General features: G+C 60.9%; 22 protein-coding genes and 1 pseudogene. 14 read left to right on the plus strand and 9 right to left on the minus strand.

The features are described 5' to 3' along the window. Window positions 1-133 precede the first annotated feature (133 nt). The 4 genes from hmgA to ACA071_RS04855 all read left to right on the plus strand — a co-directional run bounded on the left by hmgA (window position 134) and on the right by ACA071_RS04855 (window position 4,900). Complete coding sequence (gene hmgA / locus ACA071_RS04840; RefSeq protein ID WP_497643362.1) at window positions 134-1,438, plus strand: homogentisate 1,2-dioxygenase; 1,305 nt, start codon at window positions 134-136, stop codon at window positions 1,436-1,438. A gap of 3 nt (window positions 1,439-1,441) precedes the next feature. Further along, window positions 1,442-2,746 (plus strand): fumarylacetoacetase, encoded by a 1,305-nt coding sequence (gene fahA, locus ACA071_RS04845; protein ID WP_497643363.1) that lies wholly within the window; start codon window positions 1,442-1,444, stop codon window positions 2,744-2,746. Window positions 2,747-2,758: 12 nt separating this feature from the next. Then, complete coding sequence (maiA, locus tag ACA071_RS04850) at window positions 2,759-3,394, plus strand: maleylacetoacetate isomerase (RefSeq protein ID WP_497643364.1); 636 nt, start codon at window positions 2,759-2,761, stop codon at window positions 3,392-3,394. Between the two features lie 150 nt (window positions 3,395-3,544). Further along, complete coding sequence (locus ACA071_RS04855; RefSeq protein WP_497643365.1) at window positions 3,545-4,900, plus strand: MFS transporter; 1,356 nt, start codon at window positions 3,545-3,547, stop codon at window positions 4,898-4,900. Window positions 4,901-4,987: 87 nt separating this feature from the next. Here the strand turns inward: ACA071_RS04855 and ACA071_RS04860 are convergent, their stop codons facing one another. Beyond that, window positions 4,988-5,791: a SirB1 family protein gene (locus ACA071_RS04860; protein ID WP_497643366.1), complete on the minus strand. Its 804-nt coding sequence runs from the start codon at window positions 5,789-5,791 to the stop codon at window positions 4,988-4,990. 183 nt (window positions 5,792-5,974) lie between these two features. On the opposite strand from ACA071_RS04860, the gene ACA071_RS04865 reads away from it, so the two are divergent. After that, window positions 5,975-6,994: a Glu/Leu/Phe/Val dehydrogenase family protein gene (locus tag ACA071_RS04865; protein WP_497643367.1), complete on the plus strand. Its 1,020-nt coding sequence runs from the start codon at window positions 5,975-5,977 to the stop codon at window positions 6,992-6,994. Window positions 6,995-7,166: 172 nt separating this feature from the next. Here the strand turns inward: ACA071_RS04865 and ACA071_RS04870 are convergent. Continuing rightward, window positions 7,167-7,421, minus strand: a pseudogene (locus ACA071_RS04870) (YebG family protein); the annotation flags it as partial. A gap of 289 nt (window positions 7,422-7,710) precedes the next feature. Here ACA071_RS04870 and ACA071_RS04875 point away from each other — a divergent pair. Beyond that, window positions 7,711-8,211 (plus strand): phosphate-starvation-inducible protein PsiE, encoded by a 501-nt coding sequence (locus ACA071_RS04875; protein ID WP_497643368.1) that lies wholly within the window; start codon window positions 7,711-7,713, stop codon window positions 8,209-8,211. Here ACA071_RS04875 and ACA071_RS04880 read toward each other — a convergent pair. The 3 genes from ACA071_RS04880 to ACA071_RS04890 form a co-directional block, all read right to left on the minus strand. Continuing rightward, window positions 8,208-8,525, minus strand: coding sequence for a DUF3509 domain-containing protein (locus ACA071_RS04880; RefSeq protein ID WP_497643369.1), 318 nt, complete (start codon window positions 8,523-8,525; stop codon window positions 8,208-8,210). The two genes, ACA071_RS04875 and ACA071_RS04880, sit on opposite strands and share 4 nt — an antisense overlap. 235 nt (window positions 8,526-8,760) lie before the next feature. Then, a complete protein-coding gene (locus tag ACA071_RS04885; protein WP_497643370.1) occupies window positions 8,761-10,062 on the minus strand; it encodes a serine/threonine transporter in 1,302 nt (433 codons plus the stop codon). 62 nt (window positions 10,063-10,124) lie between these two features. Beyond that, window positions 10,125-11,501 (minus strand): L-serine ammonia-lyase, encoded by a 1,377-nt coding sequence (locus ACA071_RS04890; RefSeq protein ID WP_497643371.1) that lies wholly within the window; start codon window positions 11,499-11,501, stop codon window positions 10,125-10,127. 135 nt (window positions 11,502-11,636) lie between these two features. On the opposite strand from ACA071_RS04890, the gene ACA071_RS04895 reads away from it, so the two are divergent. Together ACA071_RS04895 and ACA071_RS04900 are read left to right on the plus strand one after the other, a co-directional pair. Continuing rightward, on the plus strand, window positions 11,637-12,584 hold the full coding sequence (locus ACA071_RS04895) for a LysR substrate-binding domain-containing protein (RefSeq protein ID WP_054049783.1): 948 nt from the start codon (window positions 11,637-11,639) through the stop codon (window positions 12,582-12,584). 213 nt (window positions 12,585-12,797) lie between these two features. Next, on the plus strand, window positions 12,798-13,208 hold the full coding sequence (locus ACA071_RS04900; protein ID WP_149418217.1) for an HPF/RaiA family ribosome-associated protein: 411 nt from the start codon (window positions 12,798-12,800) through the stop codon (window positions 13,206-13,208). Window positions 13,209-13,392: 184 nt separating this feature from the next. Here ACA071_RS04900 and fecA read toward each other — a convergent pair whose 3' ends face one another. The 3 genes from fecA to ACA071_RS04915 all read right to left on the minus strand — a co-directional run bounded on the left by fecA (window position 13,393) and on the right by ACA071_RS04915 (window position 17,348). Further along, complete coding sequence (gene fecA, locus ACA071_RS04905; RefSeq protein ID WP_497643372.1) at window positions 13,393-15,726, minus strand: TonB-dependent Fe(3+) dicitrate receptor FecA; 2,334 nt, start codon at window positions 15,724-15,726, stop codon at window positions 13,393-13,395. Window positions 15,727-15,933: 207 nt separating this feature from the next. Next, window positions 15,934-16,863: a FecR domain-containing protein gene (locus ACA071_RS04910; RefSeq protein ID WP_497643373.1), complete on the minus strand. Its 930-nt coding sequence runs from the start codon at window positions 16,861-16,863 to the stop codon at window positions 15,934-15,936. Next, window positions 16,860-17,348, minus strand: a complete 489-nt coding sequence (locus tag ACA071_RS04915; protein ID WP_497643374.1) for a sigma-70 family RNA polymerase sigma factor — start codon at window positions 17,346-17,348, stop codon at window positions 16,860-16,862. The genes ACA071_RS04910 and ACA071_RS04915 overlap by 4 nt, the downstream gene beginning before the upstream one ends. A 177-nt stretch (window positions 17,349-17,525) precedes the next feature. On the opposite strand from ACA071_RS04915, the gene ACA071_RS04920 reads away from it, so the two are divergent. The 6 genes from ACA071_RS04920 to ACA071_RS04945 all read left to right on the plus strand — a co-directional run bounded on the left by ACA071_RS04920 (window position 17,526) and on the right by ACA071_RS04945 (window position 23,863). Continuing rightward, complete coding sequence (locus tag ACA071_RS04920; RefSeq protein WP_497643375.1) at window positions 17,526-17,831, plus strand: DUF3649 domain-containing protein; 306 nt, start codon at window positions 17,526-17,528, stop codon at window positions 17,829-17,831. Continuing rightward, on the plus strand, window positions 17,828-19,408 hold the full coding sequence (locus ACA071_RS04925) for a PepSY-associated TM helix domain-containing protein (RefSeq protein ID WP_497643376.1): 1,581 nt from the start codon (window positions 17,828-17,830) through the stop codon (window positions 19,406-19,408). Before ACA071_RS04920 ends, ACA071_RS04925 begins: the two co-directional genes overlap by 4 nt. Beyond that, window positions 19,409-19,732 carry a DUF3325 domain-containing protein gene (locus ACA071_RS04930; protein ID WP_497643377.1) on the plus strand — a complete coding sequence of 108 codons (324 nt, stop codon included), beginning with the start codon at window positions 19,409-19,411 and terminating at the stop codon, window positions 19,730-19,732. It begins immediately after the preceding gene. Next, window positions 19,729-20,295 (plus strand): RNA polymerase sigma factor, encoded by a 567-nt coding sequence (locus ACA071_RS04935; RefSeq protein ID WP_497645271.1) that lies wholly within the window; start codon window positions 19,729-19,731, stop codon window positions 20,293-20,295. Before ACA071_RS04930 ends, ACA071_RS04935 begins: the two co-directional genes overlap by 4 nt. Beyond that, on the plus strand, window positions 20,292-21,281 hold the full coding sequence (locus tag ACA071_RS04940; RefSeq protein WP_497643378.1) for a FecR family protein: 990 nt from the start codon (window positions 20,292-20,294) through the stop codon (window positions 21,279-21,281). The genes ACA071_RS04935 and ACA071_RS04940 overlap by 4 nt, the downstream gene beginning before the upstream one ends. A gap of 152 nt (window positions 21,282-21,433) precedes the next feature. Beyond that, a complete protein-coding gene (locus ACA071_RS04945; RefSeq protein ID WP_497643379.1) occupies window positions 21,434-23,863 on the plus strand; it encodes a TonB-dependent siderophore receptor in 2,430 nt (809 codons plus the stop codon). Between the two features lie 76 nt (window positions 23,864-23,939). Here the strand turns inward: ACA071_RS04945 and ACA071_RS04950 are convergent, their stop codons facing one another. Continuing rightward, window positions 23,940-24,815, minus strand: a complete 876-nt coding sequence (locus ACA071_RS04950; RefSeq protein ID WP_497643380.1) for a helix-turn-helix domain-containing protein — start codon at window positions 24,813-24,815, stop codon at window positions 23,940-23,942. Between the last annotated feature and the right edge of the window lie 128 nt (window positions 24,816-24,943).

Consider the following 24,943-nt stretch of genomic DNA (forward strand, 5'->3'; position numbering starts at 1 on the left):
CTTTATAGCTTGACGGTCAATACCAATCAAATTACGTTATGCGTAATTCGATTACGATAAAAATAACCCAGGCGTGCCGAGACCTCTGCAACAGAGCGACAGGCCATTGCCTACTCCCTGTTCAGGAGGCTCCATGAACCTCGATTCAACGGCGCCAGCGCTGACTTATCAGTCAGGCTTCGGCAACGAATTCAGCAGTGAAGCGTTGCCCGGCGCACTGCCCGTCGGCCAGAACTCCCCGCAAAAAGTCCCGTACGGCCTCTACACCGAGCTGTTCTCCGGCACCGCGTTCACCATGGTCCGCAGCGAAGCACGGCGCACCTGGATGTACCGCATCCAGCCGTCGGCCAACCACCCGGCATTCGTCAAACTGGAGCGGCAACTGGCCGGCGGTCCCTTGGGTGACGTGACCCCCAACCGGCTGCGCTGGAACCCGCTGGACATCCCGAGCGAGCCGACCGATTTCATCGATGGCCTGGTGAGCATGGCCGCCAACTCGGGTGCGGAAAAGCCGGCCGGGATCAGCATCTACAGCTACCGCGCCAACCGTTCCATGGAGCGCGTGTTCTTCAACGCCGACGGTGAGCTGCTGCTGGTGCCGGAGCAGGGCCGTCTGCGCATTGCCACTGAGCTTGGCGTGCTGGAACTGGAACCATTGGAAATCGCCGTGCTGCCGCGTGGCTTGAAATTCCGTGTCGAACTGCTCGACCCGCAAGCCCGGGGCTACATCGCCGAGAACCACGGTGCGCCACTGCGCCTGCCGGATCTGGGGCCGATCGGCAGCAACGGCCTGGCCAACCCGCGGGACTTCCTGACCCCGGTGGCCCGTTACGAAGACCTCAAGCAACCGACCACTTTGGTGCAGAAATTCCTCGGCCAGTTGTGGGGCTGCGAGCTCGATCACTCGCCGTTGAACGTAGTGGCCTGGCACGGCAATAACGTGCCGTACAAATATGACCTGCGCCGTTTCAACACCATCGGCACGGTGAGTTTTGATCACCCGGACCCGTCGATTTTCACCGTCCTGACCTCGCCGACCAGCGTCCACGGTTTGGCGAATCTGGACTTCGTGATCTTCCCGCCGCGCTGGATGGTGGCCGAGAAAACTTTCCGTCCACCGTGGTTCCACCGCAACCTGATGAACGAATTCATGGGCCTGATCAAAGGTGAATACGACGCCAAGGCCGAAGGTTTCGTGCCCGGCGGTGCTTCGCTGCACAGCTGCATGAGCGCCCACGGCCCCGACGGCGAAAGCTGCACCAAGGCGATCAACGCCGAGCTGGCCCCGGCGAAAATCGACAACACCATGGCCTTCATGTTCGAGACCAGCCAGGTGCTGCGCCCGAGCCAGTTCGCTCTCGATTGTCCGCAACTGCAATCCAACTACGACGCTTGCTGGGCCACGCTGCCCGTCACTTTCGACCCGACCCGGAGATAACCCATGACTCAGACTTCCACCCCTCGTAGCTGGGTTGCCTCCGCCAACGGCCACGCGGATTTCCCGCTGCAAAACCTGCCATTGGGCGTGTTCAGTGTGAACGGTTCGGCGCCACGCAGCGGCGTGGCCATCGGCGAACATATTTTCGATCTGGAAGCAGCTCTCGACGCTGGCCTGTTTGACGGCGTGGCGCGCGCGGCGGTTGAAGCGACCCGTGGCGGTCAGCTCAATGCCTTCTTCGAACTGGGTCGCGAAGCCCGCGTTGCCCTGCGCGAACGCCTGCTGGAACTGTTCGCCGAAGGCAGCACCCTGCACGGAAAGATCGAAGCCCAAGGCGCAAAACTGCTGCCACTGGCGGCGAATTGCGTGATGCACCTGCCAGCAAAAATCAACGACTACACCGACTTCTACGTCGGCATCGAGCACGCGCAAAACGTCGGCAAACTGTTCCGCCCCGACAACCCATTGCTGCCGAACTACAAGTACGTGCCAATCGGCTACCACGGCCGCGCCTCGACCATTCGCCCGTCCGGAACTGACGTGCGTCGTCCGAAGGGCCAGACCCTGCCAGCCGGTCAGACCGAGCCGACGTTTGGCCCCTGCGCGCGCCTGGATTACGAATTGGAACTGGGCATCTGGATTGGCCAGGGCAACGACATGGGCGACTCGATTGCCATCGGCGATGCGGCGGATCACATCGCCGGTTTCTGCCTGCTCAATGACTGGTCGGCGCGGGACATCCAGGCCTGGGAATACCAGCCACTGGGTCCGTTCCTGTCGAAGAGTTTTATCACCAGCATCTCGCCGTGGGTCGTCACCGCTGAAGCGCTGGAGCCGTTCCGCCGTGCGCAACCGGCACGCCCTGAAGGCGACCCGCTGCCGCTGCCATACCTCACTGACAAGCGCGATCAGGATGGCGGAGCCTTCGACATCGAACTGGAAGTGTTGCTGCTCACCGAAACCATGCGCGAGCAAAACCTGCCGGCCCATCGCCTGACCCTGAGCAACACAAAACACATGTACTGGACCGTGGCGCAAATGGTTGCGCACCACAGCGTCAACGGTTGCCAATTGCAGGCCGGTGACCTGTTCGGTTCGGGCACTTTGTCGGGGCCGGAAAGTGGTCAGTTCGGCAGCCTGCTGGAAATCACCGAGGGCGGTAAAAAGCCGATCGAACTGGCCTCTGGCGAAGTGCGTAAATTCCTTGAAGATGGCGACGAAATCATCCTGCGCGCCCGTTGCAGCCGCGACGGTTTCGCCTCCATCGGTTTCGGCGAATGCCGTGGCAAAGTTGTGCCGGCACGCTAAGAGGATCGAGTCATGGAACTCTATACCTACTACCGTTCGACCTCGTCTTATCGAGTGCGCATCGCGCTGGCGCTCAAGCGCCTTGATTATCAGGCGCTGCCGATCAACCTGATCGCGCCGACCGGTGGCGAGCACCGGCAGCCGCCGTATCTGGCGGTCAATCCACAAGGTCGGGTGCCGGCCTTGCGTACCGATGAAGGTGATCTGCTGATCCAGTCGCCGGCCATCATCGAGTACCTGGAGGAACGTTATCCACAGGTGCCGTTGCTGTCCAAAGACCTCGCCGCCCGTGCCCGCGAACGTGGTGTGGCGGCGGTCATTGGCTGCGATGTGCATCCGCTGCATAACGTCAGCGTACTCAATAAACTGCGGCAGTTGGGTCACGATGAACCGCAGGTGGTGGAGTGGATCGGTCACTGGATCAGCCATGGTTTGGCCACGGTGGAGCAGTTGATCGGTGATGCCGCTTACTGCTTCGGTGATCAGCCGGGGCTGGCGGACGTTTACCTGGTCCCGCAGCTTTACGCGGCTGAACGTTTCAACATTTCACTTGAGGCGTATCCACGGATTCGCCGGGTTGCGGCACTGGCCGCCACGCATCCGGCGTTCATCAAGGCCCACCCGGCAAACCAGCCCGACACTCCCTGAGCACTGACTGATCGTGCCTACGCTCTGCGTGGGAATGCATCCCGTGACGCTCTGCGTCACAGTGGACGCGGAGCGTCCATGGCGGCATTCCCACGCAGAGCGTGGGAACGATCTGTCTACAAAACATAAAAACAAAACAGGTACCTTGCGATGCACAACCAGATTGCCAGCTTCCGGGCGGCACTCGACGCCCGTCCTGTGTCCCGTTATCAGTGGTTGCTCCTTTTGCTTCTGGCATTGTTGCTGGTCACTGATGGCTACGATGCCCAGGTCCTGGGTTATGTCGTGCCGGCTCTGGCCCAGGATTGGGGCCTGGAAAAAGCCGCGTTTGGGCCGGTGTTCAGCGCCAACCTGCTGGGCCTGACCCTTGGCTCTCTGGCGGTGACGCCTCTGGCGGATCGCTTCGGCGTGCGAAGGATTCTGCTGTGCTGCGTGCTGATCTACGCCACCCTCACCGTGTTGATGGTGTTCGCCGATTCCCTGAATACTCTGATGGCCGCGCGATTCATTTGCGGGATCGGCATGGGCGGGGCGATGCCGAGTGCGATGGCGTTGATGTCGGAATATTCGCCGCCACGCCTGCGCACCTTGATGGTGACGTTGGCGGCTTGCGGATTTTCCTTCGGCGGTGCGGCGGGCGGGTTTGTCGCGGCGGGTTTTATCGACAGCTTCGGCTGGCAAGCGGTGTTCCTCGCTGGTGGTGTCACACCATTACTGCTGTTTCCGTTTCTGGCCTGGTTTCTTCCCGAGTCTTTGCCGCGTTTACTGCGCGACGCACCGCCCTACGCACGCTTGCGCAAAGTCACCGCGCGGATGCTGCCGGACTGGCAACCCCCCGCCGCATCGATTGCACAAAACGAGCAGGAGCAGGGCAGCAAACTGACGGTGCTGGAGTTGTTCCGCAACGGCTATGCGCGGCCGACCTTGCTGATCTGGGCGACCTTTTTCGTCAGCCTGATCCTGCTGTATTTCATGATCAGCTGGTTGCCGACGCTGTTGCTGGAAAGCGGCTTGAAACTCAATGAAGCCAACCTGGTGACCTCGATGTTCCTGTTCGCCGGCACCATTGGTGCAATCTGCATGGCCTGGTTTGCCGACCGCCTCAAAAGCAAAGTACGACTGCTGTCGGGCGTGCTGACGGCGGCGGCGCTGTGCACGATTCTGCTGGGCCTCAATCACGACAATCCGCGTTATCTGGTAGCCAGCGTGATTGCCGCCGGGTTCTGCATCATCGGCGGGCAACTGACCCTCAATGCCTTTGCCAGTAATTTCTACCCGGCCCAGGTGCGGGCCACCGGCACTGGTTGGGCGTTGGGGGTGGGACGTTTCGGTTCGATCCTCGGGCCGCTGTTTGGCAGCATGTTGCTGGCGATGCACATCCCGGTGCAGCAGATTTTCTTCTTCTGCGCGATTCCGGCGGTGATTGCGGCGTTGTTTATCATCCAGGTGCGCTCGCCGGTTGATGCAACATCGGTTGATCCGGCGGGGGTGGTGGTTAAATCCTGAAGATCAAAGGATCGCAGCCTTCGGCAGCTCCTACGTTGGGATGGCGTACACCCTGTAGGCGCTGCCGAAGGCTGCGATCTTTTGCTTTTAATGAACGACGGAATTCGGCGGCAGGTGCCCCAGTCGCTCCGTCAGGCGAATCCGCTGGATCGGGTCATCGCTGAGCAGCAGCGCATGCTCCAGGTCGAAGCGCTCGGCGTTCGGGCAATCGAGCCGTTGATAGAGGCTGGCCCGGGCCAGGTAATCGGAGGCGCTGCCGTTGCCCAGTTCCAGCACGCGCTCGGCGTCTACCAGTGCGCCGATATAGTCATCGTTGGAGAGGTGCAACTGGCGCAGGTTGCGCGACAGCCGCTGGAGCATGTGCACCGGGTCGGCCGTCAGCAGATGCTCGGCGCTGAGTTGGATGTTTGGGCCGTACTGGCGTTGCAGTAGATCGCGGCAATCATTGGGGTACAGCCGGCGCCCGCCACACGGGTCGAGCAAGTGATCGGCGCCCTGCACCCGCAGCAGGAAATGCCCGGGGAAGTTCACTCCGACCAAGGGGATTTCCAGCCTTCTGGCCAGCTCCAGCGCAATCAGCCCCAGGGCCAGCGGCTGGCCGCGACGGCGTTCCAGCACCTTGTGGACCAGCGCCACTTGCGGACGCAGCGGGGTGAAATCGTCCTGGGCAAACCCCAGGTCATTCATACGCCGCAGTAACGGCTGGGCGAGTTCGCTCACCGGCAGCATCGGCAGGCTGGAACTGACCCGCTGTTGCAGTTCCTTGAAGTCCACCAGCACCGCTTCGAGGTTCATCTCGGCATCGTGTTCGGCTGCAATCCACAGCGCCGCCTCGAACAGGGCGGGCGGTGAACGTTGCAGGCAGTCGAAGAAACGTTGGCGCGGGGTCATCTAAATCTCCATGGAATGCCTCGTTTTAGCCCCGCCACAGGCTTTCGTCCAGTACTGCACACAGGCGACTACAGGTTATGTCGCAAAGCCCTTAAAGGCGCGCTGCTTATTCCGGTGCGCTTCAGCAATTTTCGGGCGCAAGCCTATACTGGCGACTACAAGAAGTGATTCGGGAGCCCGACGATGTTCGCTCTCATGCAAAGCACTCGCCTTGAATCGCTACACCTTAGCGTAGACCCGGTCACCGGGTTGAAGGCGGTGATTGCCATTCATAACAGCCGCTTGGGGCCTGCCCTGGGCGGTTGTCGTTACCTTGCCTACCCCAGCGACGAATCGGCGGTCGAGGACGCTGTGCGCCTCGCCCAGGGTATGAGCTACAAGGCAGCCCTGGCCGGCCTGGCCCAGGGGGGCGGCGTAGCGGTGATTGTGCGCCCGGCCCACGTGGAAAACCGTGGCGCGCTGTTCGAAGCCTTCGGGCGTTGCATCAATCAACTCGACGGCCGCTACATCACCGCCATAGACAGCGGCACCTCAGTGGCGGACATGGATTGCATCGCCCAACAAACCCAACACGTCACCAGTACCACCTCGGCGGGAGACCCTGCGCCTCACGCGGCGATGGGTGTGTTCGCTGGCATTCGCAGTACCGCCATGGCGCGTTTGGGCAGCGATAACCTCGAAGGCCTGCGCGTGGCCATCCAAGGCCTTGGCAACGTCGGTTATGCCCTCGCCGAGCAGCTGCACGCGGCCGGCGCCGAATTGTTGGTCAGCGACATCGACCACGGCAAGGTGCAACTGGCCATGGAGCAACTGGGCGCCCATCCGATTGCCAACGATGCCCTGCTCAGCACCCCGTGCGACATTCTCGCGCCGTGCGGCCTGGGCGGAGTGCTCAACAGCCACAGCGTGACGCAACTGCGCTGCTCGGCGGTGGCCGGTTCGGCGAACAATCAACTGACTCACCTGGACGTTGCGGATCAGTTGGAACGGCGGGGGATTCTGTATGCGCCGGACTACGTGATCAATTCCGGTGGGCTGATCTACGTCTCGCTCAAACACCGCGGCGAAGAGCTCGCGACCATCACGGCGCATCTGTCGAAAATCAGTTCGCGGCTGACGGAGGTGTTTGCTCACGCTCAGGCAGAAAAACGTTCGCCAGCGAGAGTGGCGGACGAACTGGCAGAGAAAGTCCTGTACCGCTGATTTTGAAGATCAAGATCTTTTGATTTTTGGGCATGAAAAAGGCCCTGAGCCATTTGACTCAGGGCCTATTCAATTCGGGCATTGCTTACTTGACGGCTTTGACTGCTTTCGCTGGCTTGACCGGCTCGGCGGCTTCAGCCTCCTCAACAGGTTTTGCGATTTCAGCGACTTCAGCAGGCGCGCTCAGCAATTCGGACAGTGCATCCGGCTGACTCTTGAACGCCTTGGCGAACACATCGCGGTTCTTCGCCATGTAGATCCCGGCTTCTTCCACTTGCTGCTCGCTCAGGGACGGCACGGCTTTTTGCAACACTTCAGCCAGCAATTCGGCCAGTTCGAGCATTTTGTCATGACGGTCAGCTTCGGCTTTATCCATGAACAAGCGCTCCAGATCTCGGCTGCTGCGGTATACCACTTCGACGGCCATTCACCACCTCACATGCCTTCACATTAAGTTGTCTTTGCGACTACTGTATCTATATACAGCGAAAAGGATAAGCGAATCCCTGCGCTTTGGGTAGTGGCTTTTTAATGTAGACCGAATTCAGGGTTTGTCAGGCTGATTTGTTGCAGCGGGTGCGACCAAACGCCACGGCGCGAGTTTTAGAGCACATCGCCATCATGTTGCGGCAGCCTCTGGCCTTTTTTCTGCATGCAGAACAACCGTCACGTCCAACCCGCATCATCCGCTCGAACCGAGCTAAGGAAGAATCATCGTGAAAATCAACTGGGCCGAGAACCTGCGGCAGAACGTGCATCAACTCGCCGAGTCCCTGGGCAACCTGTTCGTCGAGACCTTCCACTACCTGGCGCTGTTCGCCATTGGTGCGGTCACCGCGTGGGCGGCGGTGATGGAATTCTTGCAGATGATCGAGGCGGGGCACATCAAGATCGATGACATCTTGTTGCTGTTCATCTACCTGGAACTGGGGGCGATGGTCGGGATTTACTTCAAGACCAACCACATGCCGGTGCGCTTCCTGATCTACGTGGCGATCACTGCGCTGACTCGGCTGCTGATCTCCAACGTCTCGCACCACAACCCGCCGGACATCGGCATCATCTACCTGTGTGGCGGGATTCTGTTGCTGGCGTTTTCGATTCTGGTGGTGCGTTACGCGTCGTCGCAATTCCCTTCGGTGAAAATCGAACACCCGCAGCGCAAGATTGGCACGGGCTCCGGTGAACATCCCGAGGTGGAGAAAGGCGAGCTTTAAAGCCCCATGGCTGGCCGAGGCTGGCCTTTGATGGCGGGCGGCGGCAGGTTGCGATTGTCGCCGTCGGTCATGGCTTCAAGGATCGCCACGGCGCTGTGGCCCTGTTCGATGGCGATGCCGAACTGAATGCTTTGCACCAGGCGCTTGAGGCGCTTGGGGTCATTGCGTTGTTCGGCGCTGATCATCCGTTTGGCGACCACGCGGCCACTGTTGGAGAGGGTCAGCATGATGCTGCCGTCCAGACCCTGAATGCTCAGGTTGATCTGATAATCCGGTGCAAAGGCATCGGTAATGAGCTGAAAAGGGTTGTCCATGATGCGTCACCGCCTGATTGAACGTGCAGTTGTTGACCGGCCATGATCAGGATTAGTTCGCAATACCAGACCATCGGCCATTCCATAGCCATATCGCCATCATCGCTTTCGTGGGGCTGCCGAAGGCTGCTCCTACATGGGGTGTAGCAAGGGACATGCCGGGAAATGTATCGAACAACAAACACGGCAAAAAAGCGGCGGGCACTGAGGCCCGCCGTCTTTTTATCTGCCCGATTCAGGGCAGGAATGAATAGATGATCGCTGACAGTGCAATCAGACCGATCAACACCACAAACACGTTCGACGCCTGTCCAGAATACTGGCGCAAGGCCGGCACGCGGCGGATGGCGTACATCGGCATCAGGAACAACAGGCACGCGATGATCGGTCCGCCGAGGGTTTCGATCATGCCAAGGATGCTCGGGTTAAAGGTCGCCACGGCCCAGCAGCTGAGGATCATGAACAGCGCAGTCACGCGGTTCAGCCAACTCGCCGACATCTCCCGGCCACGGCCGCGCAGGCTTTTCACGATCAGGCCCTGAAAGCCTTCGCTGGCGCCGATGTAATGGCCGAGGAAGGATTTGGTGATCGCCACTAGCGCAATTAACGGCGCCGCATAAGCGATGACCGGCGTCTGGAAGTGGTTGGCCAGGTACGACAGGATCGAGATGTTCTGCGCTTTGGCCGCCGCCAAATCCGCCGGGGACAGCGCCAGCACGCAGCTGAAGCAGAAGAACATCACCGTCACCACCATCATCCCGTGGGCGATGGCCAGGATGCCGCTGCTCTTGCGTTCGGCCTGCGCGCCGTAGCGTTGCTTTTGGTCGACGGCGAAGGCGGAGATGATCGGCGAATGGTTGAAGGAGAACACCATTACCGGAATCGCCAGCCACAGCGTCTTGAAGAACAATGGCAGCGGCATGCCTTCGCTGGCGGTGGCGAAGAACGCGCCGTTCCAGTTCGGGATCAGGCTCAGGCCGAGCAGCAGCAACGCCGCGACGAACGGGTAAACCAGCACGCTCATGCATTTGACGATGACGCCCTGACCGCAACGCACGATCGCCATCAAACCGAGGATCAGCACCAGCGAAAGAATCGCCCGGGGCGGCGGCGCGATGTGCAACTGGTGCTCCATGAAACTGCTCAGGGTGTTGGTCAGCGCCACGCTGTACACCAGCAGGATCGGGAAGATCGCGAAGAAATACAGCAGCGTGATCAGCTTGCCGGCACCGATGCCGAAATGTTCTTCCACCACGTCGGTGATGTCGCCCGAGCGCCCGGACAACACGAAGCGCGTCAGGCCTCGGTGGGCGAAGAAGGTCATCGGAAATGCCAGCAGCGCCAATACCAACAGCGGCCAGAAACCACCGACGCCAGCGTTGATCGGCAGGAATAACGTGCCCGCACCAATGGCCGTGCCATACAGGCCGAGCATCCAGGTGGTGTCGAATTTGCTCCAGCCCTTGGTGGCTGTCGCGGTATCGCGTTGCAGGTCTACAGCAGGATTATCGGCAGCAGGTGTACGTACATCGGTCATCGTTTTTGGCCTCGTTATTATTCTTGCTCGGGCTCACGTTTTAAAAGGTCAGGGAATGCCGGTCAGCACTCCACCCAGCTCACCGCCAGGCCGCCCCGTGAAGTCTCTTTGTATTTGTCCTGCATGTCGGCGCCGGTATCGCGCATGGTGCGGATCACCCGGTCGAGGGAAATGAAGTGTTTGCCATCGCCGCGCAGGGCCATTTGCGTGGCGTTGATCGCCTTCACTGCGGCGATGGCGTTGCGCTCGATGCACGGCACTTGCACTAGGCCGCCGACCGGGTCACAGGTCAGGCCCAGGTTATGTTCCAGACCGATTTCGGCGGCGTTTTCCAGTTGCTCCGGCGTGGCGCCAAGCACGTCCGCCAGGCCGGCGGCGGCCATGGCGCAGGCCGATCCGACTTCACCCTGGCAGCCGACTTCGGCGCCGGAGATGGAGGCGTTTTTCTTGCAGAGAATGCCAACGGCCGCCGCGCCGAGGAAGAACGCGACCACGTCGTCGTCCGACGCGTCCGGGTTGAATTTCATGTAGTAGTGCAACACCGCCGGGATGATCCCCGCCGCACCGTTGGTAGGCGCGGTGACCATCCGTCCGCCGGCGGCGTTTTCTTCGTTCACGGCGAGGGCGAACAGGTTGACCCACTCCATGGCCGACAAGGTGGAAGTGATGACATTCGGCTTGCCGATTTCCAACAGACTGCGGTGCAATTTCGCCGCGCGGCGCGGAACATTCAGACCGCCGGGCAGGATGCCTTCGTGCAGCAGGCCTTGTTCGACACACTCACGCATCACCGACCAGATGTGCAGCAATCCCTGGCGGATCTCGGCTTCACTGCGCCAGGCCAGTTCGTTGGCCATCATCAGCTCGGAAACCCGCAGGCCATGCTGGTTGCAGAGCCTGAGCAATTCGGCTGCGCTGGAGAAATCGTACGGCAGCACCACGTCACTGCTCGGCGCGATGCCGGACTCGGCTTCCGCCGCTTCGATGATGAACCCGCCGCCGACCGAGTAGTACGTTTGCTCGTACAACTCTCCGGTTTCACCGAAGGCTGTCAGGGACATGGCGTTGGGGTGGTAGGGCAGGCTCTCTTCCAGCAGCAGGAGGTCGCGGTGCCAATTGAAGGCGATGGTCGATTGGCCTGCCAGCGACAATTCGCCGGTTTCCCGCAGATGCTGAATGCGTGAATCGATAGACGTCGGATCAATGCTGTCCGGCCATTCGCCCATCAGGCCCATGACGCAGGCGCGGTCGGTGGCGTGGCCGACGCCGGTCGCCGACAGGGAGCCGTAAAGACGGATTTCTACGCGCCGTACGTCGGCCAGTAAATGCTGGTCAATCAGGGCTTGGGCAAAGGTCGCGGCGGCGCGCATCGGGCCGACGGTGTGGGAACTGGACGGACCGATGCCGACTTTGAAGAGATCGAAAACACTGATAGCCATGCTAAAGCCTATACAAGCAATGGAAGAGAAATCGCTGCCATTTTTGTAGGACAAGCGCAATGTCGGCGATACTGCCCCCCTCGGTCCTACGTGACCAACGAAACTTCCTAAGACAGCCTTTAGCAGGACTAAACGATGAGTCGTCAATTGCACGCCCAGACCTACGTCTGGTTGCACGTGTTTTCCTGTGCCGCGCGGCACTTGTCGTTCACCCGTTGCGCCGAAGAACTGCACATCACGCCAGGTGCGGTCAGTCAGCAAATCCGACAACTGGAAGAGCGACTGGGCTTTCGCCTGTTTCACCGTCGCGCTCGTGGCGTGGAATTGAGCGCCGAAGGCCAGCGACTGGCCATTACGGTCAACGAGGCTTACGGCAGCATCGACGCTGAATTGCGACGACTGGACGCCGGGATGATCAGCGGGATTTTGCGGCTGCGCTCGATTCCGTCCTTTCTCAGCAAGTGGCTGACCCCGCGCCTGCCACGTTTGCAGCAACGATTCCCGGACATTCAACTGCGTCTGGTGGCCGAGGACAGTAGCGTGCCGCTGCACGAGGGCGACTTCGACCTGGCCATCGACTTGAACGACGGCAGTTATCCCGGATTGTTATCCACCGCCTTGCTCGACGAGCAGATCTTCCCGGTCTGTGCCCCGAGCCTGTTGCGTGGCCGCCCGCCGCTGCACGGCCCGGCGGACCTGGTGCATTTTCCGTTGCTGCACGACATCACCGCCTGGCGCGGCAGTTACGAGTATGCGGAATGGGAGTTCTACCTCAATGCCATTGGCTTCGAGGGTGCCGACGTACGGCGCGGGCACACCTTCAATCGCAATCACCTGACCATCGAAGCGGCGATTGCCGGCATGGGCGTGGCAATTGCGCGGCGAACGTTGCTGAACGATGAGTTGGAGCGCGGGACGTTGATTGTGCCGTTTGGTTTGGCGGTGCCGAATCACAAACGCTACGTGCTGCTCTATGCGCCGGGGGCGCTGAGCCATCCGGGTGTGCGAGCGGTGCATGACTGGCTGGTGGAGGAGGCGGGGATTTTTCGGAGTCTGCACCCGCTGGCGGAGCAGCAGATGTGAGGAATTGTGACAAAGAAGTGAATCGACCCAACTCCCGACCTTAACAGCGCTTTTGCTCCTTGTCCGGCTTTTTTTACGTATGAAAATTTATCTTCTTTTAGGGGTTGAAATGTTCTGCGCACAGACCGATTGTGTAAGTAAGAGGCCACGGTGATGACGCCCAAGGGCAAGCCGACCGGCCTCTCGCGAGCTAGCTGAAATAAGGGATGAACTATGCAAATCCAAGTCAACAGCGACAATCATATTCAAAGCAGCATCCGACTGGAGGAGTGGGTACGTACTACCATTGAGAGCACGCTCGAACGTTACGAAGAGGACCTGACCCGCGTCGAGGTTCACCTGCGGGACGAAAACGGCGACAAGCCCGGACCGCATGACATGCGCTGCCAGCTGGAAGCGCGGCCTAAAGGCCATCAACCAATTTCTGTGACCCATAAAGCCGATACCCTTGAACAAGCGATCGACGGGGCGGCCACCAAACTGGAACATGCACTGGACCATCTGTTCGGCAAACTGCGGGGCAAACCACGTGCCGCTGTAGTCCCATTTGAACGGGGCGCACATGCTGACGTGCTGCTGGAAGAAGAGTTTCTCGAGAACGAACAGGCTGCGCAAAACGGCTGAGGCCTGATTCACTTTTTACCTTTCCACTGACAAACGGGTCTGCTTATGCAGGCCCGTTTTTGTTGATCGTTCCCACGCTCTGCGTGGGAATGCAGCCCGGGACGCTCCGCGTCCCATCCAAAGCCGAACGCGGAGCGTCCGTTGAGGCATTCCCACGCGGAGCGTGGGAACGATCAATGTCGCGTTAGAACGCCACCGACGTCTGCACATAAACCGTCCGCGGTTCCCCCACGTACTTGCCTTTGTTGTTGTCATCAAACGAGCGGGTGAAGTACTGGTGGTTGAAGATGTTCTTCACCCCCACCGCCACGTTCAGGTCTGACAACTTCGGCCCGAAGTCATACGCCGCACGGCTGCTGAACAGCATGTAGCCCGCAATCTTGCCAGTGCTGCCGTCGGCGCTTTCTTTCGAGGTGTTGGCGTTGTCGGCAAACTGGTCGCTCTGGTAGCTGCTATCCAGATTCAGCTTCCACGCGCCTTCCGTGTAGCCAACACCAATCGTGCCTTTGTGTTTCGAGGAGAACGGCACACGATTGCCCTTGTTCGGCCCGTCTTCGCGGATGGTCGCGTCAACATAGGCGTAGGTGGCGTAGACATCGAAACCTGCCAATGCCGGGTTCAGGCCATCAAGGGCATAGTTGATGCTCGACTCGATACCCTGATGGCGTGTCTCGCCGCGAGCGATCACCGAGTCGTTGGTCTGGTTACTTTCGTACTGGTTGTCGAAGTTAATCAGGAATGCCCCGATTTCTGCCCGCAGCGCGCCGTTGTCGTAACGAGTCCCCAGCTCCCAGGTACGCGCCTTCTCCGGTTTCACTTCACCGCTGCTCACCCGGTTAGGCATCTGGCTGTATTGCACACTGCCGAACGAACCTTCGGTGTTGGCGTACAGGTTCCAACTGTCGGTTAGGTGATAGAGCACGTTCAGCGCCGGCAGTGCGGTGTTGTAGTCGCCCTTGTACTTCACGTTGGTTAGGTTGTTGGTCTGCTGGGATTCGATCATCTCGTAGCGGACGCCCGGCGTGAGGGTCCACTTGCCGATGTCGATCCGGTCATCGACGAAGAACGCATTGGCTTCGGTGCCGCCACGGGTGTCGCGGTCGTTACGGCTATTGGTGGTCGGGTAGGTATTGTTGGCGATCGGTTCGCGATAGCGCAGTTCGTGGCCGGCTTCGTTGATATAGCGATAGCCGATGCCGACTTCATGGCTGGTCGGGCCGATATCAAAGCCTTGGGCAAAGCGGGTTTCCAGGCCGCGCACCCAGTATTCGCGAGGCGACAGCGACAGGAAGGTGCCCTGGTCCAGGTAGCCGCTGCGCAGGGTTTTGGTGAAGAAGGTGTTGGCGGTGAACTCGCGGCGATCTTCCTGATAGCGATAGCCGAAATTGAACATCGTGCGGCGGCCCCAGAACTGGTCTTTCGGGCGCGTGGACTGATACGGGTCGGCATCGTAATCGGCGACGTTCAGGCCGCCGGGCATGTCGGCCTTGCCTTCGTAATACTGGGCCATGGCGTTAAAGCTGTTGGCCTCGTCGAGCTGGTACTTGCCCTTGAGGATCAGGTCGTCGATTTGCGTGTCGCTGTGTTCACGCCAGTCGCCACCACGCGTGCCGGAATACAGCAGCGCGCCACCCAAGCCGTTATCAGCGGTGCCGCCGGCCAGCAGGTTGCCGCTGGTCTTGAAGCCGTCATGGCTGGACGACGGACTGGTTTCGGTCTGGAAGCCACCCTTGACCGTTGGCTCATCGGGAATGGCGCGGGTCACGAAGTTGACCACGCCGCCAACGTTTTGCGGCCCGTAACGCACGGCGCCGCCGCCGCGCACCACGTCCACCGCGTCCATGTTGCCCATGCTGATCGGCGCGAACGACAACTGCGGCTGGCCGTAAGGTGCGAAGGGCACCGGGATGCCGTCCATCAGCACGGTGGAGCGCGAGGCCAGGCGCGGGTTGAGGCCGCGAATGCCGAAGTTCAGCGCCATGTCGTGGCTGCCGGTGCCGTTGTTGTCCGGGGCGTTGACGCCGGGGATGCGGTTGAGCACGTCCTTGGCCTGGGTCGCGCCCTGGCGTTCGAACTCCTCGCGGCGGATCACGTCTCGGGCGCCGGGGTGTTCGAACACGTTGATCTGCGCTGCATCACCCAGCCAGTCGCCGACCACCGTCGAGGTGCCCAGCTCCAGCGCGGCATCGCCCACCGGTTGCAGGCTGAAAGCGTTATTGCCCTCGGCCCGGGCTTGCAGGCCGGTGCCTTCGAGCAAGGCGTTCAAGCCTTGTTCGGGGGTGAAGTTGCCTTCCAGGCCACGGCTTTTTACGCCGCTGGTCACTTGCGAGCCAAAGGAAATCAGCACCCCGGCTTCACGGCCAAACTGGTTGAGGGCGTTTTCCAGCGAGGACGGGGCGATGTGGTACGGCTTGGCGTCGGCGGCCTGGGTCAGCGCGACGGCGCCGAAGCTCAGGCTGGCGCCCAGCAGGAGTTGGCGCAAGGTGCGGGCCAGCGGGGTGAGGCGGGTGGGTTGCATGGAGGACGATCCTGAGAAGGTGGAATCAAGGGGCTTTCCTTCTCTGTCACGCCAGATCTGAAAAACGGCTCACGTGGTACGAAAGATCGTTCCCACGCTCTGCGTGGGAATGCATCCCGGGACGCTCCGCGTCCCATCCAAAGCCGAACGCGGAGCGTCCGTTGAGGCATTCCCACGCGGAGCGTGGGAACGATCGTTAAACGATCGCTAAGCGCGGGCCTCCACGGTCACCCAATACCGGGTAAACCGCTTCACTTTCACCGGCAAACTGATTTCCAGCATCTGCAAAATCCGCTCGCTGTCATCCAGCGGGTACGTCCCGGAGATCAACAAATCAGCCACCTTCGCATCGCAATTAAGTTGCCCGCGACGATAACGGCCCAGTTCATCAAGGAAATCCCCAAGGCGCATATGCGCCGCCACCAGCATGCCATCGGCCCAGGCGCCGCTGTTGGCGTCCAGAGGCAGTGGATTGCTGATGCCCCGAGAGCCGAAGCTCAACTGCCGGGCGCTTTGCAGCAGCAGTGGCGCGCCGCCATCGGGCGTCAATTCGACGCGCCCCTCAAACACGGCGACTTGGGTCCGATCTGCGAATTGCCGCACGTTCAGCCGCGCGCCTTGGGTTTTCAACAGGCCCTGAGCCGTTCGCACCTCAAAGGCCTGGGCGGCGGTCAGCAATATCTCGCCTTCGAGCAAACGAATCAGTCCGTCAGCCCGCACATCTACCGACGTCGCGGTATTGAGCTGCATCTGACTGCCATTGCCCAACGCTACCTTGCGCCGTTGACCTGTCGGGCTTCGGTAGTCGGCCAGCAACGGCGTCAGCGGATTGTGCTCGCGCATCCCCCAAGTCACCGCAGAACCGGCACCCAGAATCAGCAGCAGCTTCAATGCCTGACGACGGCTGCCGGATTTCGGCGCATTCAGCGCCGCATGCGCCAGAGGCGAAGACAAACCGCGCAGGCGCTGATTGACCCGCTGAATATGCTCCCACGCCCGCTGGTGCTCACTGTGCGCATCGTGCCATTGCTGCCAGGCGTGTTGCTGGCGCGGGTTCAACGGCCCTTGCTGCATTTCCAGCAGCCAGTGCACCGCCTGCTCGGCGACACGGGAGGAAAAGTCCGGCGGTGCGTTCATAGGGCGAAATAGCAGCGCATCGCCGCTTTATTCAGGTGCCGTTTGACCGTGGCGATGGAAATCCCCAACTCGGCGGCGATCTGTGGATAAGTCAGGCCATCGACCTGCGCCAGCAAAAAGGCGCGTTTGACCAACCGTGGCAAGCCGTCGAGCAACTGGTCCAGTTCCATCAGGGTTTGCAGGATGATCGCCCGTTCTTCCTCTGATGGCGCAACGCATTCCGGGATTTGCGCCAGGGCGTCTAGGTAGGCGCGCTCCAGGTCCTGGCGGCGGTAATGATTGAACAACACGCGTTTGGCGATGGTGGTGAGGAATGCGCGCGGCTCGATGATCTGCGGCGTTTCCCGGGCCGTCAGCACTCGGATGAAGGTGTCTTGAGCCAGGTCCGCCGCGCTGTCCGGGCAGCCGAGCTTGCGCCGCAACCAACCGGTGAGCCAGTTGTGATGGTCGTGATAAAGGACTTCGACGGTATTGGCTGGCTGCACGGAACCACTCCGACACATACGGATACGTTAGAGAACAAGAATTGTTCGCATTGTAGGTGCGCAAACCCGCATCCGGCAATCGGATCTCTTTTGCGTATGAGAATATTTATCATTAATATTGCGCGCTTGTTGGTTCCGTGACGCTCACTGGACTTCACCCGGTTTCAAGGTCGAAACATGAAAGGCAAAAACAGCACGCTCCCCGTTTCCTACAGACTGGCGGTCACTTCCCGGGTATTGGCTGCCGTGCTGGGTGGTTATGTCGTCGCCGCGCTGGCCAGTGTCTCCCTGAGCCTGGTGCTGCCGATGGCCCGCGCCGAGGCGGTGATCACCGGGATGATGACCTCGTTTCTCGCCTATCTGGTGGCGGTGCTCTGGTGTTTCGCCTGCCGCAGTGCCTGGCAGGCGTGGTTTGGAATGATTGTGCCGAGCCTGATGCTGGGCGCCATTTCGGGGCTGGCGTACTGGGCGGGCCAGCCATGAAAGAGGGCTTCCGTCAGGCCATGGCCTGGCTGCACACCTGGGTCGGTTTGATCTTCGGTTGGTTGCTGTTCGCGATTTTCCTGACCGGCACCCTCGCGTATTTCAAGGCCGAGACCAGTCACTGGATGCAGCCGGAAGTTCCCGCGCGTTCGGTGTCCTCCGAAGCCAGCCTGACCCTGGCGCAAAACTATCTTCAGCAGCAAGCGCCCGGCGCGTCGCGCTGGCTCATCGACCTGCCGACGGCTCGCGAGCCCGGCCTGACGGTACGCTGGCAGCAAGCCCCGGCCGAACCTGGCAAGCGTGGTCAATTCAGCAAAAAGACCCTCGACCCGCAAACCAGTGCCCAAGTGCAGGGCCGGGCCACCCTGGGCGGTGAGTTCTTTTACCGTTTTCACTTCCAGCTGCAAATGCCCTATCCGTGGGGTCGCTGGTTGTCGACCGCCGCCGCCATGCTGATGTTCATCGCGCTGATCACCGGGATCATCACCCACAAGAAAATCTTCAAGGACTTCTTCACCTTCCGCCCGCGCAAAGGCCAGCGTTCCTGGCTCGACGGTCACAACGCGGTCGGCGTGCTGGTGTTGCCGTTTCACCTGATGATCACCTACAGCAGCCTGGTGATTTTCATGTCGATGGTGATGCCGGCGGGCATCCTTGCTTCGTATAAAGGTGACACCGGGGCGTTTTTCGAGGAAGTGTTCCCGGCGTCCAATACGCCACCGGCCGCGGGCAAGCCCGGCCAGTTGCTGCCGTTGGCATCGCTGCTGGAACGGGCCAGCGAGCAGTGGTCAGGCGGGAACGCTGCAAGCCTGGCGGTGAGTAATCCTGGCGATGCAAATGCCTCGGTCATCCTGGAACGCGATGGCGCCGAGGGTGTGGTTTACGATTTTGGCCGCGCGCTGACCTTCAACGGTGTCACTGGCGAGCTACTTGGCACGCCACCGGAGCAACCCATCCCGATGGCAATTGCCGGCAGTTTCTATGGCTTGCACATCGGTCATTTCGCCGGCCCGGTGTTGCGTTGGCTGTATTTCATTTGCGGGTTGGCCGGTACGGCGATGATCGGCACCGGGCTAGTGATCTGGCTCGGCAAGCGTCAGCTCAAACATGCGAAAAGCGGCGTGATGCCGTTTGAATTGAGGCTGGTGGAAGTGCTGAACATCGCCAGCATGTCGGGACTGGTGATCGCCGTGGCGGCGTTCTTCTGGGCCAACCGGTTGTTGCCGGTGGGGCTGGCGCAACGGGCGGATTGGGAAGTAAACAGCTTCTTTATCGCCTGGGGCCTGAGCGTGCTGCATGCGATGGTTCGTCGTGGCCGCGCGGCTTGGGTCGAGCAGTTGGCGCTGGCGGCATTGCTGTTCTGCGTGGTGCCGTTGCTCAACGCACTGACCACGCCGTATCACTTGGGCATGTCGCTGAGGCAAGGGGATTGGGCCATGGCTGGTTTCGATCTGACGTGCCTGGGCAGCGGGCTGTTCCTGGCGTGGGCCGCGTGGAAAATGCAGCGTTCGGGACGCACTCAAACCGTCACCCGCCAGCGTGTCCGCCACGTCACCCTTGAGCGCGAGGCGACCTGAATGCTGCTGGCCCTGTTGCTCTGCTATGGCGGTTTCACCGCTTTGTGTCTATCGATGGATCGGCATCACGCTGACCTGCTGGGGCGCAAGCCCTCGGCCCGGCGCCGACGCAATCTGAAACTCGGCGGCTGGTTGCTGCTGGCCTTGTCGTTGTGGGCGGCGGTGTCCGCGACCGGTTGGGGTTTGGGATTGGTCGAGTGGTTTGCGGTGTTGATGTTCAGCGCATTGCTGCTGGTCTTGCTGCTGCCGTATCGACCGCGTCTGGCCTTGTCGTTGGCGGCAATGGGTCTGCTCGCCAGTCCCGTTTGCGCAGTGCTGACCTGATGATCATCAGCCCTCCGGAATCCCACGATGACGAACATCGTGGCGCCCGCGCGCATTTTCTCCAGGTGTTCCTGTCCCAGCGTTCGCAGATGGAAGCGCTGGTGAATCGTCGCGTAGGCTGTCGGGCGACGGCGGCGGATCTGGTACAGGACTTGTTCCTGCGCTTCTGGCGCCGGCCGCTGGTGCAAGTCGAAGAACTCAGCACCTATCTGTTGCGCTGCGCCGGCAACATTGCCATCGACCATTTGCGCAGCGAAGGCACGCGGGTGCGGGTCAACGAAGGCTGGATGCCGGACGCGCCGGACAGCCAGGGCAGTGAGCCGCAAGCCGCGCTGGAAGCCGGCAACGATTTACGCCACGTCGAAGCCGCATTGCGTGCCTTGCCTGAGCGTACGCGGCAGATTTTCCTGCTCAACCGCATTCACGGCCGCAAGTACGCCGAGATCGCCAAGGCCATGGGTTTGTCCCAAAGCGCCGTGGAAAAACATATGATGCGCGCCCTCGACGCCTGCAAGGCCAGCCTGAGGGAACCCGAACCGCGCACGCCAAGGAAAGCCCCGTGAACCATGCCGAACGCGTCACCCCGACGCCCGCCCAGGAACAGGCCGCTTTCGCCTGGCTGAGCCTGCTGCACGATCAGCCGAGCAGCGGCGATCAGCTCACTTTCAGCCACTGGCTGCAGGCTGACCCTGCGCATGCCGAGGCTTACTCCCAGGCGCAAGTGGTGTGGGAATTGAGCGAAGTGCCCGCGCGGACCCTGGCCGATGAAGAAGCGTTTGCCTTGCAAGGTTATCTCAACGCCATGGACCGTTCGCGAAGCTCCAGCGTGCGGCGGTGGTCCGGTGCGTTGGCGATGGCCGCGTGTTTGTTGCTGATGGTCGGCCTCGGCGCGGGGTGGCAGCCGTTGCGTTGGGCGGACGACTTGGGCGCGGACTATGTCTCGGCGCCGGGAGAAATTCGCACGATCACGTTGGCCGATCAAACCCAGGTCACCCTTGATGCCGACAGCGCGATTGCCGTGGATTTCAGTCGTGGCGAGCGGCATGTGGAACTGCGTCGCGGCGCCGGTTTTTTCAGCGTGACCCATACCGGCGAGCCGTTTGTGGTCGACGCCGAAAAGGGCCAGGCGCGGGTGCTGGGCACGCAATTCGAAGTACGCCTGCAACCCGATGGTGCGCAGGTGACGGTGTTGTCCGGGCGGGTCGGCGTCACGGCGGACCGCAACGCCGAGCAGCAAATCCTCACCGCTGGCCAGCAAGTCGCTTATGGCGAAGGCTCGGCGGAAAAACTGCATGCCGTGGACAGTGAAGCGCAACTGGCGTGGCGCCAGGGCTGGCTCAATTACTACAAGGCGAGCCTGGCGGAAGTGGTGCAGGACCTGCGGCGCTATTACCCGGGGCGGATTTTGCTGCTTAACGATGAACTGGCGGCGCGGCGGGTCAGCGGGAGTTTTCCGAGCAAGGACCCGCAGGCGGTGTTGAGTTCGTTGCAGGGGGTGATGGGGTTTGAGCAGCATCACGTTTTGGGGCAGTTGATTATTTTGCGCTGAGGCTTACCCGCGAAGGCGTCAGCTCAAACACCACATCACTCCAATAAAAATATTTTCAAAATAATGATGAGGTAAACCCCGACGCCATCCGTGTAGTGACTGAAACTGCGAGTCATTCGCATCCAGCTGCGGTTCTACACAGGTCATGAGCAATGAAGTCCAGGGCAAAATCGGGTTCGGTCAAACAATGGTTCGGCGTTCAAGCGCTGAGTTTTTCGGCTTTGGCATTGCTGCCGCTGAGCGTGGCCTTGGCCGCTGAAACCGCCAGCACGCAACAACGCACGCAATTCAGTTTCGCCATGGCCGCCAAACCGCTGCCCCAAGCCCTGAGCGACTTCAGCCGCATCACTGGCACCAGCGTGGTCTACACCGACGAAGCGCCCTACGGCCTCAACGCCCCGGCCGTCAGCGGGCAGATGAGCGCCGAGCAGGCGATGCAGCGTTTGCTCAGCGGTTCAGGATTCACCTTCCGCCGCACCGATGCGCACACCCTGGCGCTGGAACCCGTTCCCACCGAAGGTACCCTGAACCTGGGCGCGACCACCATCACCTCGGTGCTGGACGAAACCCAGAGCTACCAGCCACCGCCTACCAGCAATGTGATGCGCAGTTCGGCCTTGCTCCAGGAAACCCCGCAGACCATCAACGTGATCCCGGCCCAGGTCATTCGCGACCAGGCGCCGCGCAATCTCGATGACGCACTGGCCAACGTCAGCGGCATCACCCAAGGCAACACCCTGGCCAGCACCCAGGATTCGGTGATGACCCGCGGTTTCGGCGACAACCGCAACGGCTCGATCATGCGCGACGGCATGCCGATCGTGCAGGGTCGCGGCATGAACGCTACCGTCGACCGCGTTGAAGTGCTCAAAGGCCCAGCCTCGTTGCTCTACGGCATCCAGGACCCGGGCGGCGTGGTCAACATGGTCAGCAAGAAACCCGAGTTGACCCAATACAACGCCCTGACCCTGCGCGGCTCGACCTACGGTGACGGCAAGAACGGCAGCGGCGGCGGCCTCGACAGCACCGGTGCGCTGGGCGATTCCGGGCTGGCTTATCGCATGGTCCTGGACCACGAAGATGAAGACTACTGGCGCAATTTTGGCACCCATCGCGAAACCCTGGTGGCGCCTTCCCTGGCCTGGTTCGGCGAAAGCACCAAGCTGCTGTTTTCCTACGAGCACCGGGAATTCCTCACGCCGTTCGACCGTGGCACCGTCATCGATCCGCGCACCAACCACCCGCTGGACATCTCGCGCAATGAACGCCTCGACGAGCCGTTCAACAACATGGAAGGGCGTTCGGACCTGTATCACTTTGAGGCCGATCACGAGCTCAACGACAACTGGAAAGCTCACTTCGGCTACAGCTGGAACCGCGAAACCTACGACGCCAGCCAGGTACGTGTCACCGCGATCAACACCAAGACAGGCACGCTGACCCGGAGCATGGACGGCACGCAGAATGCGATCAGCACCGACCGTTTCACCACCGCCAGCCTCGAAGGCAAAGTGAATGTGCTGGGCATGCAACACGACCTGGTGTTCGGCGTCGACGACGAATACCGCAAGATCTACCGCGAAGACCTGATCCGCCAGAAAAGCCTGAGCACCTTCAGCTACGTCAACCCGGTCTACGGCCGTGAAGTCGCCGGCACCACCGTCAGCGCACCCGACAGCGCCCAGACCGATCAGTTGCGCAGCGATTCGATCTTCGCTCAGGACTCGATTCACCTCACCGACCAGTGGATTCTGGTAGCCGGCGGGCGTTTTCAGGAATACGACCAGTACGCCGGTAAAGGTGTGCCGTTCAAGGCCAACACCGACAACAACGGCCAGAAATTCGTGCCGCGCGCCGGCCTGGTGTACCGCTACACCGACGAACTGTCGTTCTACGGCAGCTACACCGAATCATTCAAACCGAACTCGACCATCGCGCCATTGAGCGGTAGCACCGTTGTGCTCGACGGCAGCATCGCGCCGGAAGAAGCCAAGTCCTGGGAAATTGGCGCCAGGCTCGACATGCCGGGGCGCATCACCGGTGACATCGCGCTGTTCGATATCAAGAAACGCAACGTGCTGATCGCCAACGCCGAAGGCCCGACCACGATCTACAGCGCCGCCGGCGAAGTGCGTTCCCGAGGCCTGGAAATCGACCTGACCGGCCAACTCAGCGACCGCTGGAGCATGATCGGCAGCTACGCCTACACCGATGCCGAAGTCACCGAAGACCCGGACTACAAAGGCAAAAAACTACAAAACGTTGCCAAGAATACGGGCTCGCTGTCAGCGGTCTACGACTTCGGCACCATTGTTGGTGGGGATCAGTTGCGGGTCGGCGCCGGTGCGCGCTATGTCGGCGAGCGGGCGGGGGACGCCCCGAACGATTTCGACCTGCCGGGCTACACCGTGGCCGATGCCTTCGCTACTTACGACACCAAAGTCGAAGGGCAGAAGGTCAAGTTCCAGCTCAACGTGAAGAACCTGTTTGACCGCACTTACTACACCTCGGCGGCGAGCCGGTTCTTTGTGTCGATGGGGGATTCGCGGCAGGTGTCGCTCTCCAGTACCCTGGAGTTCTGAGTCGACAGCAAAAGATCGCAGCCTCCGGCAGCTCCTACATGGGAATGCGATCCCCCTGTAGGAGCCTGCGATCTTTTTACCGCAAAAACGCCTGCCGATATTCCCCAGGCGTCCCGCCCAGCACTTGGCGAAACCGATTGGTGAAATGACTCGCACTGGCAAACCCGCAGGCCAAGGCAATCTCCCCCAACGGCTGCGAAGTCGAACGCAACAACTCCCGCGCCCGACTCATGCGCCGCGCCAACACATACTGATGTGGCGGCAAGCCGAAACTCTCGCGGAACATCCGCGCGAAGTGATATTCCGACAGCGCGCACAACCCCGCCAATTGCCCCAGGCTGATGGCTTCGGCCAACTGAGTGTCGATGAACTCCACCAACTGCCGCCGCTGATGCGCGGCCAATCCGCCCTTGAGTCGCAAGCCCTGGCGCATGCCAACTTGATTGAGCAACGCATGGCTGAGCATTTCGTGAGCCAGGCTGCTGGTCAGCACGCGTTCACCGGGCTCCTCCCAATTGAGTGTCAGCATCTGCCGAAAGCGTCGGGCTTGTTGCGGGTCGTCGAGGAAGGTGCCTTCGCGCAACTGCAGCTCGCGCGGTTCGCGGTCCAGCAGCGTGACGCAGCCGAGGGCGAATTGTTCGGGGCTGAAATACAGATGGGCCAGGCGAATGTCGCCGTTGATCACCCAGCCGGATTGATGCTCGGCGGGCAGGATGCACAGCTTGTCCGGGCCACCCTTGGTGCCGGGCTGGTCGCGGCGAAAGGTCCCGGTGCCGCCGGCGATGTAGCAGGATAAGGTGTGATGGCTCGGCGCTTCGTAATCCTGGGCGTCGTGATGGTTGCTCCACAAAGCTGCAGCGATGCCGTCACCGAGCTCGGCGCTGTGCTCCAGACGAGCATTGGGCGAGCGGTTGAGGGCTTGAAAGACTTGCAGCGTTTCCAGTGCGGGCATGATCGTTTTCTCTCCAACGCTTCGCATCCTACTCCGTAGACCTTGGCCTGCCAGCCCGTCGGCCGACAAAAGCGCAAGTTTATGCAAGTGCGCCTATCACTGGCGCAGGACACTGGGCACCAATTGAG

It is taken from the genome of Pseudomonas sp. LBUM1646, assembly GCF_059716165.1.

Excerpts from the sequence above, each read along its gene's own strand:
- hmgA (WP_497643362.1), top strand. The coding sequence starts at position 134 with ATGAACCTCGATTCAACGGCGCCAGCGCTGACTTATCAGTCAGGCTTC.
- fahA (WP_497643363.1), top strand. The coding sequence starts at position 1,442 with ATGACTCAGACTTCCACCCCTCGTAGCTGGGTTGCCTCCGCCAACGGC.
- maiA (WP_497643364.1), top strand. The coding sequence starts at position 2,759 with ATGGAACTCTATACCTACTACCGTTCGACCTCGTCTTATCGAGTGCGC.
- ACA071_RS04855 (WP_497643365.1), top strand. The coding sequence starts at position 3,545 with ATGCACAACCAGATTGCCAGCTTCCGGGCGGCACTCGACGCCCGTCCT.
- ACA071_RS04860 (WP_497643366.1), bottom strand. The coding sequence starts at position 5,791 with ATGACCCCGCGCCAACGTTTCTTCGACTGCCTGCAACGTTCACCGCCC.
- ACA071_RS04865 (WP_497643367.1), top strand. The coding sequence starts at position 5,975 with ATGTTCGCTCTCATGCAAAGCACTCGCCTTGAATCGCTACACCTTAGC.
- ACA071_RS04880 (WP_497643369.1), bottom strand. The coding sequence starts at position 8,525 with ATGGACAACCCTTTTCAGCTCATTACCGATGCCTTTGCACCGGATTAT.
- ACA071_RS04885 (WP_497643370.1), bottom strand. The coding sequence starts at position 10,062 with ATGACCGATGTACGTACACCTGCTGCCGATAATCCTGCTGTAGACCTG.
- ACA071_RS04890 (WP_497643371.1), bottom strand. The coding sequence starts at position 11,501 with ATGGCTATCAGTGTTTTCGATCTCTTCAAAGTCGGCATCGGTCCGTCC.
- ACA071_RS04895 (WP_054049783.1), top strand. The coding sequence starts at position 11,637 with ATGAGTCGTCAATTGCACGCCCAGACCTACGTCTGGTTGCACGTGTTT.
- ACA071_RS04900 (WP_149418217.1), top strand. The coding sequence starts at position 12,798 with ATGCAAATCCAAGTCAACAGCGACAATCATATTCAAAGCAGCATCCGA.
- fecA (WP_497643372.1), bottom strand. The coding sequence starts at position 15,726 with ATGCAACCCACCCGCCTCACCCCGCTGGCCCGCACCTTGCGCCAACTC.
- ACA071_RS04910 (WP_497643373.1), bottom strand. The coding sequence starts at position 16,863 with ATGAACGCACCGCCGGACTTTTCCTCCCGTGTCGCCGAGCAGGCGGTG.
- ACA071_RS04920 (WP_497643375.1), top strand. The coding sequence starts at position 17,526 with ATGAAAGGCAAAAACAGCACGCTCCCCGTTTCCTACAGACTGGCGGTC.
- ACA071_RS04925 (WP_497643376.1), top strand. The coding sequence starts at position 17,828 with ATGAAAGAGGGCTTCCGTCAGGCCATGGCCTGGCTGCACACCTGGGTC.
- ACA071_RS04930 (WP_497643377.1), top strand. The coding sequence starts at position 19,409 with ATGCTGCTGGCCCTGTTGCTCTGCTATGGCGGTTTCACCGCTTTGTGT.
- ACA071_RS04945 (WP_497643379.1), top strand. The coding sequence starts at position 21,434 with ATGAAGTCCAGGGCAAAATCGGGTTCGGTCAAACAATGGTTCGGCGTT.
- ACA071_RS04950 (WP_497643380.1), bottom strand. The coding sequence starts at position 24,815 with ATGCCCGCACTGGAAACGCTGCAAGTCTTTCAAGCCCTCAACCGCTCG.